This is a genomic window from Streptomyces sp. NPDC020192 (assembly GCF_044388685.1).
GTDB lineage: Bacteria > Actinomycetota > Actinomycetes > Streptomycetales > Streptomycetaceae > Streptomyces.
The window spans coordinates 1-7,138 of the sequence record NZ_JBIRXG010000081.1 but is presented as its reverse complement, the minus strand read 5'-3'; the positions used below and the strand labels follow the sequence as shown (position 1 = coordinate 7,138).

Here is a 7,138-nt window from a genome sequence, read left to right as displayed (position 1 = left end):
GCCACGGCTTCAGCACCGCCGATATCGCGGCCTCCAGACCGCACTTGCGGACCGTCCCGACCAGCAGCACCGACCCGGCCTGCAAGACCACCCCAGGTCAGCAGCACTCTCCACTTATTTGATCAAGACCCGGACAACCTCACTCGCGAAAGCCCGAGGCTAGGGGTGGGCCGGGCGCCCTGTATTAGGGGTTCCGACCGGCACGGCAAGCCCGTCAGAATCGGGCATCATCGTCGCAAGGAGCCCGGATCATGTCATCGTTGTGGACCGGCCCCCCAATGGAGAAGCGCCGCGGGCCCACGGGGTCCGTCCTGGCGGCGGCCGGCGCGTTGACCGCCGCCGTCGCCGGGGTGGCCTGTTCGGTGGCGGTAGCGCTGGTCCACATGGCCGACGCGCTGCTTTCCCGCGCCGACCGCGATCACCCGACGAGGTCACGGCGTGCCGCCCGGCAATCCACCGGCATCGCATTCCTCTGGCTCGTAGTCGCGATGTTGAACATGGTCGACGGCGGCGCGGCGCAACTCTATCTCCGTCTCATGGACCAGCCGCCGTGGGACAACGACGACACCGACATTCCCTTGCCGACTCCTGGAGCATTTAAGGGGTCGGCATAGGGGTGTCGACGGGCATCTTCCTCCCGTAGCGTCGGCATTCCGCAGGCCGAGAATTTCATTCGGTCCGAAGTGAGGCTAGGCAGTTTCGTTCGGATCACCGGGCGGACCAGAGAGAGATGCCCGCGATGTGAAGTCCGGCCAGGTAGATGGTGGCGGTCTTCTCGTAGCGGGTGGCGATGCCTCGCCACTGTTTCAGGCGGTTGATGCACCGCTCGACGGTGTTGCGCTGCTTGTAGGTCTCGCGATCGAAGGCCGGCGGCCTGCCGCCTCGGCTGCCCCGACGAAGCCGGTGGCTGCACTGGTCCGCCGGGACAGGGATCACTGCCCGGATGCCGCGCCTGCGCAGGTGCTCGCGGATCGCGCGGGAGGAGTACGCCTTGTCGGCCAGGACCAACTCCGGCCTGGTGCGGGCTCGTCCTCGCCGGCGGGGAACGCGCAGGTGGGCCATGTCGTCGGTGACGGCGGGTGCGTCGCCGACCTGTCCGGCGGTGAGGACGAACGCGAGGGGCCGGCAGCGGGCATCTGCGGCGAGGTGGATCTTCGTGGTCAGTCCGCCGCGGGACCGGCCGATGGCGTGGTCGGCCGGTTCGCTGGCCGGGGCCCCTTTTTGCGGGCCCCGGCCGCGTGCTGGTGGGCCCGCACGATCGTGGAGTCGACCAAGACGGCCCAGCCGAGGTCCTCGTCCGCATCGGCCTGGGCCACCAGAGCGGTGAACACCCGCTCCCAGGTGCCGTCCACGGCCCACATCCGCAGCCGGTTGTAGACGCCTCGCCAGTTGCCGTACTTCTCCGGCGGGTGGACCCACTGCGTGCCGGTCTGGAACGTGTAGGCGATCGCGTCGATCACCTCGCGATGGTCCCGCCAGCGGCCACCCCGCTTTGGTGTCCGGTCCGGGAGTATCGGCTCGATCCGCGCCCACTGCGCGTCGGTCAACGGCACAACCGGGCCAACGACCGACCGATCCAAACGAAACTGCCCAGGTGACACGGAAGCATTGACCGAGACTGTTCTCCGGGGCGCCGATCCGGACGAATTGAGTCGTATTCCGGTACCGGACGCTTTCCTGGCCGCCCATCTGCGGCAGGAGGACGTCGACGTTTTCGTGGGTGCCACCGACAAGGACGTACGCAAGTCGTTGCGGGTGGGCCGGGTCGCGATGCCGGAACTGGCACCCGACGAGGTGCTGCTGGCGGTCATGGCCAGCTCGATCAACTACAACACCGTGTGGTCCGCGATGTTCGAGCCCGTCTCCACGTTCGACGCGCTGAAGCAGATGGCCAAGGCGGGCCGCTGGGACGCCCGGCACGACCAGCCGTTCGATGTACTCGGCTCGGACGCGACGGGGATCGTCGTGCGGACCGGTTCCGCCGTGCGCCGGTGGTCGGTGGGCGACCATGTCGCTGCCTGTCCCGTGGCGGCGGACGCCGAGGACGCGTTGACGCACGCGGACAGCATGCTGTCCGACATGCGGGCCTGGGGTTATGAGACCAACTTCGGCGGTCTGGCCCAGTACACCGTGGTCCGCTCCGGCCAGTTGATGCCCAAACCTGCTCACCTGACCTGGGAAGAAGCCGCCTGTATCCCGCTGTGCGGCAGCACCGCGTACCGGATGCTGATCAGTGACAAGGGTGCCCGGACGAAGCAGGGCGTCGTGCTGATCTGGGGAGCGTCGGGCGGGCTCGGCTCGTTCGCCGTCCAGATGGGGCAGAACGGCGGGGGCATCCCTGTGGGAGTCGTCAGCTCGGAGGAGCGGACCTGGTCCGCAAGCTCGGCTGCGACGTCATGATCTCAACCGTCAGGAGATGGGCATCGGGGTCCAGCCGGAGCCGGGCCCGCCGACGGTGAAGCTCGCCAAGCGGCTCGGCCGGGCGATCCGGCAGGCGGTGGGTGAGGATCCGCACATCGTCTTCGACTACGTCGGCAAGGCGACCTTCGGTCTCTCCGTGATCGTGGCCCGCCGCGGCGGGGCCATCGTCACCTGCGGTTCGAGCTCGGGATTCGAGCACAGCTTCGACGACCGCTATTTCTGGATGAACCTGAAGCGCGTGGTCGGCAGCCACGGCATGAACGTCGGCGAAGCCACCGAGACGATGCGGCTGAGCCGGCTGGGCAAGCTGGCCCCGGTGCTGTCCACGGTGTACCCGCTCGCCGAGGCGACCGAGGCGACCCGGCTCGTGCAGACCAACTCCCACACGGGCAAGGTCGGCGTGCTCTGCATGGCACCCGAACCCGGTCTCGGCGTCACCGACCACCAGCTACGCGCCCGGCTGGGCGAGCAGTGGCTCAACCCGCTCAGGTCAACGCCGTAACGGACCGCGAAACGAGGTGTGCCCAACCATGACCGCCATCGCTTTCGAATCACTGGCCCAGGTGGCTGCCACCCTCCAGGAGAGCTTGCGGCTGCGCGGCGAGAGACAACCCGACACCGTCGCGTACGTCTTCCTGCGCGACGGCGAGGCACCCGAGGAGATGCTGACCTACCGTCAGCTCGGCTCCGCCGCCCGGGCGCGCGGCCTCCCTCAGCGCGGCGGTCTGGGCGGCGGCGCCGCCGTCCTGCTGTATCCGTCGGGCCTGGAGTTCGTCTCGACGCTGCTGGCCTGTATGTATGCCGGGATCGCGGGTGCGCCCGTGCAGGTGCCGACCAGGCGCAGCGGTATGCAGCGGGTGCGCCGTATCGCCGACGACGCCGGTACGTCGACGATGCTCACCACGTCCGCTGTCAAGCGGGAGTTGGAGGAGAGCTTCGGCGGCCTGCCGGAGCTGGCCGGGCTGACCCTGCTCGGCACCGAGTCGATGCGGGACTTCTCAGCCGGCGACTGGGCCTGGACTGCGCCCGGTCCGGACGGCATCGCGCTGTTGCAATACACCTCCGGCTCCACCGGGGACCCGAAGGGCGTCGAGGTCACCCACGCCAACTTCCGCAGCAGTGTGGCAGAGACGGTCGAGCTGTGGCCCGTCCGCTCCGACGGAACGGTGGTCAACTGGCTGCCGCTCTTCCACGACATGGGCCTGATGTTCGGCGTGGTGATGCCGCTGTGGTCGGGCATCCCCGCCTACCTGATGGCCCCGCAGGCATTCATCCGTCGTCCCGCGCGCTGGCTGGAGGCGATCTCCTGGTTCCGTGGCACCCACGCCGCCGCGCCCAGTTTCGCGTACGAGCGGTGCGTACGCTCGGCCTTGGACGCCGGCCTCTCGCCCGGGCTGGATCTCTCGTCCTGGCGGGTCGCGGTCAATGGGGCTGAGCCGGTGCGCTGGGCGACGGTGCGCGCCTTCACCCAGGCGTACGCGCCGGCGGGTTTCCGCCCACAGGCCATGTGCCCGGGCTACGGCCTGGCCGAGAACACCCTGAAGCTCAGCGGCGGCCCGGAGGATCGTGAACCCACTCTGCTGTGCCTCGACGCCGAGGCGCTGCAGGAGGGTCGGGTGGTCCCGCTGGCCGGGTCGGAGCCGGGCGGCGTGGCGGTGGTGGGGTGCGGGGTGACCGTGGGCAGTTCGCACGTGTCCGTCGCGGATCCCGCCACGGGCACCGCCCAGCCGGCCGACCGGGTCGGCGAGATCTGGATCAACGGCCCCTGCGTCGCCCGTGGTTACCACGGCGGCCGACGGACAGCGCGGAGGTCTTCGGTGCCCGGATCGTCGGGCAGGAGCGGCACGGCACCTGGCTGCGGACCGGTGACCTGGGCTTCCTGCACGGCGGCGAGGTCTTCGTGACAGGCCGGCTGAAGGATGTGGTCATCCACCAGGGCCGTAACTACTACCCGCAGGACATCGAACTGTCGGCGGAGTCGGCGGACCCGGCGCCGCACCCGAACTGTGCCGCGGCCTTCGCCGTGGACGACGGGCACACGGAGCTCGTGGTCCTGCTGGTCGAGGCCGACGGCCGGGTGTTGCGCAACGGCGGCGGTGACGCGCTGCGGGATCGGGTGCGCGATGCCGTCCAGGACGGGCAGCGCCTGCGGATGGAGGAGATCGTGCTCGTTCGCCGTGGAGCGCTGCCGAAGACCTCCAGCGGCAAGGTGCAGCGCCGCGAGGCCCGCCGCCGCTATCTGGCGGGCGAGTTCCGCCCGGCCCCGGTGCGGGAGGCGTGATGACGGGCCGGCTCAGTACGACCGCCGCGGTGGCCGGCTCCCGGATCATCGGGGTGGGCGCCTACCGGCCGAGCCGGGTGGTGCACAACGACGAGATCGGCCGAGTTGATCGACTCCAGCGACGAGTGGATCCGCCGGCGTTCCGGGATCGCGACGCGGCGCTTCGGCGCCCCGGACGAGACCGTGGTCAGCATGGCGGTCGCCGCCTCGCTCACAGCACTTGCCCAGGCCGGGGTGGCCGCTGAGGCGGTCGACATGGTCCTGCTGGCGACCATGTCCCATCTGGAACAGTCCCCCGCCGCCGCGCCGGAGGCAGCCCATCTGATGCGCGCCCGGTCCGCCGGAGCAGTCGATGTGAGCGCGGCCCGTGCCGGTTTCTGCCATGCGCTGGCGCTGGCCGACTCACTGGTCAGGTCCGGGGCCGACAGGTATGTCGTGGTGGTCGGCTCGGAGAAGATGAGCGACATCGTCGACCCCCGGGACCGGGGCACGGCGTTCCTGTTCGGCGACGGCGCCGGTGCCGTGGTGATCGGCCCGGCCGACACCCCCGGGATCGGGCCGGTGGTCTGGGGCGCGGAGGGCGAGCACAAGGACGTCATCGCGCACTCCGGCTCGTGACTGGAATTGGGCGACGAGGGGTCCACCTGGCCGACCCTGCGGATGAACGGCCCCAGCGTCTACCGGTGGGCGATCGGGACCGTCCCGGAGGCGGCCGGCGGGCGCTCGCCGCAGCCGGGACCGAGTTGTCGGAGCTGGCCGCGTTCATCCCGCACCAGACCAATCTGCGCATCGTCGAAGCGTCCGCAACAGCCCTCGGGCTGCCACCGCACGTGGCCATGGCCCGGGATGTGACGGACACCGGCAACACCTCGGCCGCTTCCATTCCGCTGGCGATGGAACGCATGCTGGCCGAAGGTGCCGTGGACGGCGGCGGCCTGGCCCTGCTCGCGGTTTCGGGAGCCGGTCTGGCGCATGCCGCCATGGTGGTCACCCTGCCCTGACGGATCCCGGCCCGGCGGAAACGACGAGGGCGTCCGGCCATGCACCGGCCGGCCTCGCCGACCACCCAATACCGCCGCCAAATAATTAGGTGAACGCAGTTACAGGAAGATGACCTTCGAATGCGCCTATGATGCCGGTCGCAGGCATCACAGTTTGGTCCTGTCACGGATCGGGCACCCGCCGTCACTTCCCCGCCCGACAATGACCGAAAAGGCCGCAACACCGCACCGACCGGACAGCCGGGGCCACTGCCGGGTAGATCGTCAACAGAGGAGAAGTCGAAAGGAGGTCAAGAAGACGGAAAGACAACCGAAGGGGCGCTTCTCGGTCACGCTTGACACTTGCCGCGTCAATCATCATATGATCACCGTGACCGAAAGTTTTTCAAATTCACGTCCACATGCACCAATGTGCTCGAATCCACTCCCATTCACACGCGACTTCTAGTGGGGGAAGCAATGGACATCGGGATTCTCGGGCCTCTGGTCGTCGGCGCCCATGGCCGGGATGCAGTGCCCAGCGCACCCAAACCCCGGCGACTACTGGCGCTATTGGCGGCTCGGGCCGACCAGGTCGTCTCGGTCGACCTCATGGTGGACGAACTATGGGAGAGCAGCCCACCGACCAGCGTGGTCACGACGGTGCAGACCTACATCGTGCTCCTGAGACGGCTACTGGCGGAGAGCCTACAGGTCAGCAGCGCGGAAGTCACCCACGATGTGCTGACGTACACCGGCTGGGGATACCGGCTGGCGTCCTATACAGGCAACCACGACGCCAGGCTTTTCACCCGGTATGCCGACATCGGCCGCAACGCGCTGGTCGCGGGCGACAGCAGCCGGGCCTCGGCAGTGCTGCACAAGGCGCTCGCTTTCTGGCGTGGTCCAGCTCTGGCGGACGTGCGGGTCGGTCCACATCTGCTGGCCCACCGCACATCCCTCGAAGAACAGCACATGTGCGCCATCGAGCAGCGCATCGAGGCCGACCTGCGCCTGGGCCGGCATCACGAGCTCATAGGGGAACTGTCCGGGTTGGTCGTCCAGCATCCACTGCACGAGAATATGCATTCCCTTCTGATGATCTCGTTGTACCGCTCGGGTCGGCCTGGACAGGCAATCGAGACTTTCCGAAAACTTCAACAGAACCTGCGGAACGAATTAGGAATAGAACCGTCCACGCACTTACAGACGGTCCTGCAGGGAATTCTTCGCCGCGATTCATCATTGGAGGCCGACCAGCGGTCCGAGCTCTTCCTTCGGGAACTGACGGTCCCGTCCCGTCCCACAGGATGAGAGAAAAGGCTCTGCACGGAAGCCCTTCCGCCTGGCAGAAGCCGCCTTAACCTCGATCCTTCATGAGTCCCCGTCAGCTTGCTGACGGGGACGTTGTATCTGTGGGGTGGGGTTTTTCGTGGGTGGGGCAGGCTGAGGGCCC

At 68.4% G+C, this 7,138-nt stretch carries 4 protein-coding genes and 3 pseudogenes; 6 read left to right on the top strand and 1 reads right to left on the bottom strand.

The annotated features are described in order from the left end of the window. Nucleotides 1-251 precede the first annotated feature (251 nt). On the top strand, nucleotides 252-614 hold the full coding sequence (locus ACH47Z_RS46635) for a hypothetical protein (RefSeq protein ID WP_399086559.1): 363 nt from the start codon (nucleotides 252-254) through the stop codon (nucleotides 612-614). Nucleotides 615-708: 94 nt separating this feature from the next. Here the strand turns inward: ACH47Z_RS46635 and ACH47Z_RS46630 are convergent. After that, nucleotides 709-1,553, bottom strand: a pseudogene (locus ACH47Z_RS46630) (IS5 family transposase). Between the two features lie 55 nt (nucleotides 1,554-1,608). Between ACH47Z_RS46630 and ccrA the strand changes: the two are divergent. From ccrA to ACH47Z_RS46605, 5 genes and pseudogenes are all read left to right on the top strand, one after another. After that, nucleotides 1,609-2,923: pseudogene (ccrA, locus tag ACH47Z_RS46625) on the top strand (crotonyl-CoA carboxylase/reductase). A 28-nt stretch (nucleotides 2,924-2,951) separates the two neighbouring features. After that, complete coding sequence (locus ACH47Z_RS46620) at nucleotides 2,952-4,325, top strand: AMP-binding protein (RefSeq protein WP_399086556.1); 1,374 nt, start codon at nucleotides 2,952-2,954, stop codon at nucleotides 4,323-4,325. Beyond that, the gene (locus tag ACH47Z_RS46615) at nucleotides 4,322-4,702 is read left to right on the top strand and encodes a hypothetical protein (protein WP_399086553.1); all 381 of its coding nucleotides are present in this window, start codon (nucleotides 4,322-4,324) and stop codon (nucleotides 4,700-4,702) included. The genes ACH47Z_RS46620 and ACH47Z_RS46615 overlap by 4 nt, the downstream gene beginning before the upstream one ends. Further along, nucleotides 4,702-5,703: pseudogene (locus tag ACH47Z_RS46610) on the top strand (beta-ketoacyl-ACP synthase 3). Before ACH47Z_RS46615 ends, ACH47Z_RS46610 begins: the two are co-directional and overlap by 1 nt. 459 nt (nucleotides 5,704-6,162) lie before the next feature. Beyond that, nucleotides 6,163-6,996, top strand: coding sequence for a BTAD domain-containing putative transcriptional regulator (locus ACH47Z_RS46605; protein ID WP_399086550.1), 834 nt, complete (start codon nucleotides 6,163-6,165; stop codon nucleotides 6,994-6,996). Nucleotides 6,997-7,138: the final 142 nt, after the last annotated feature.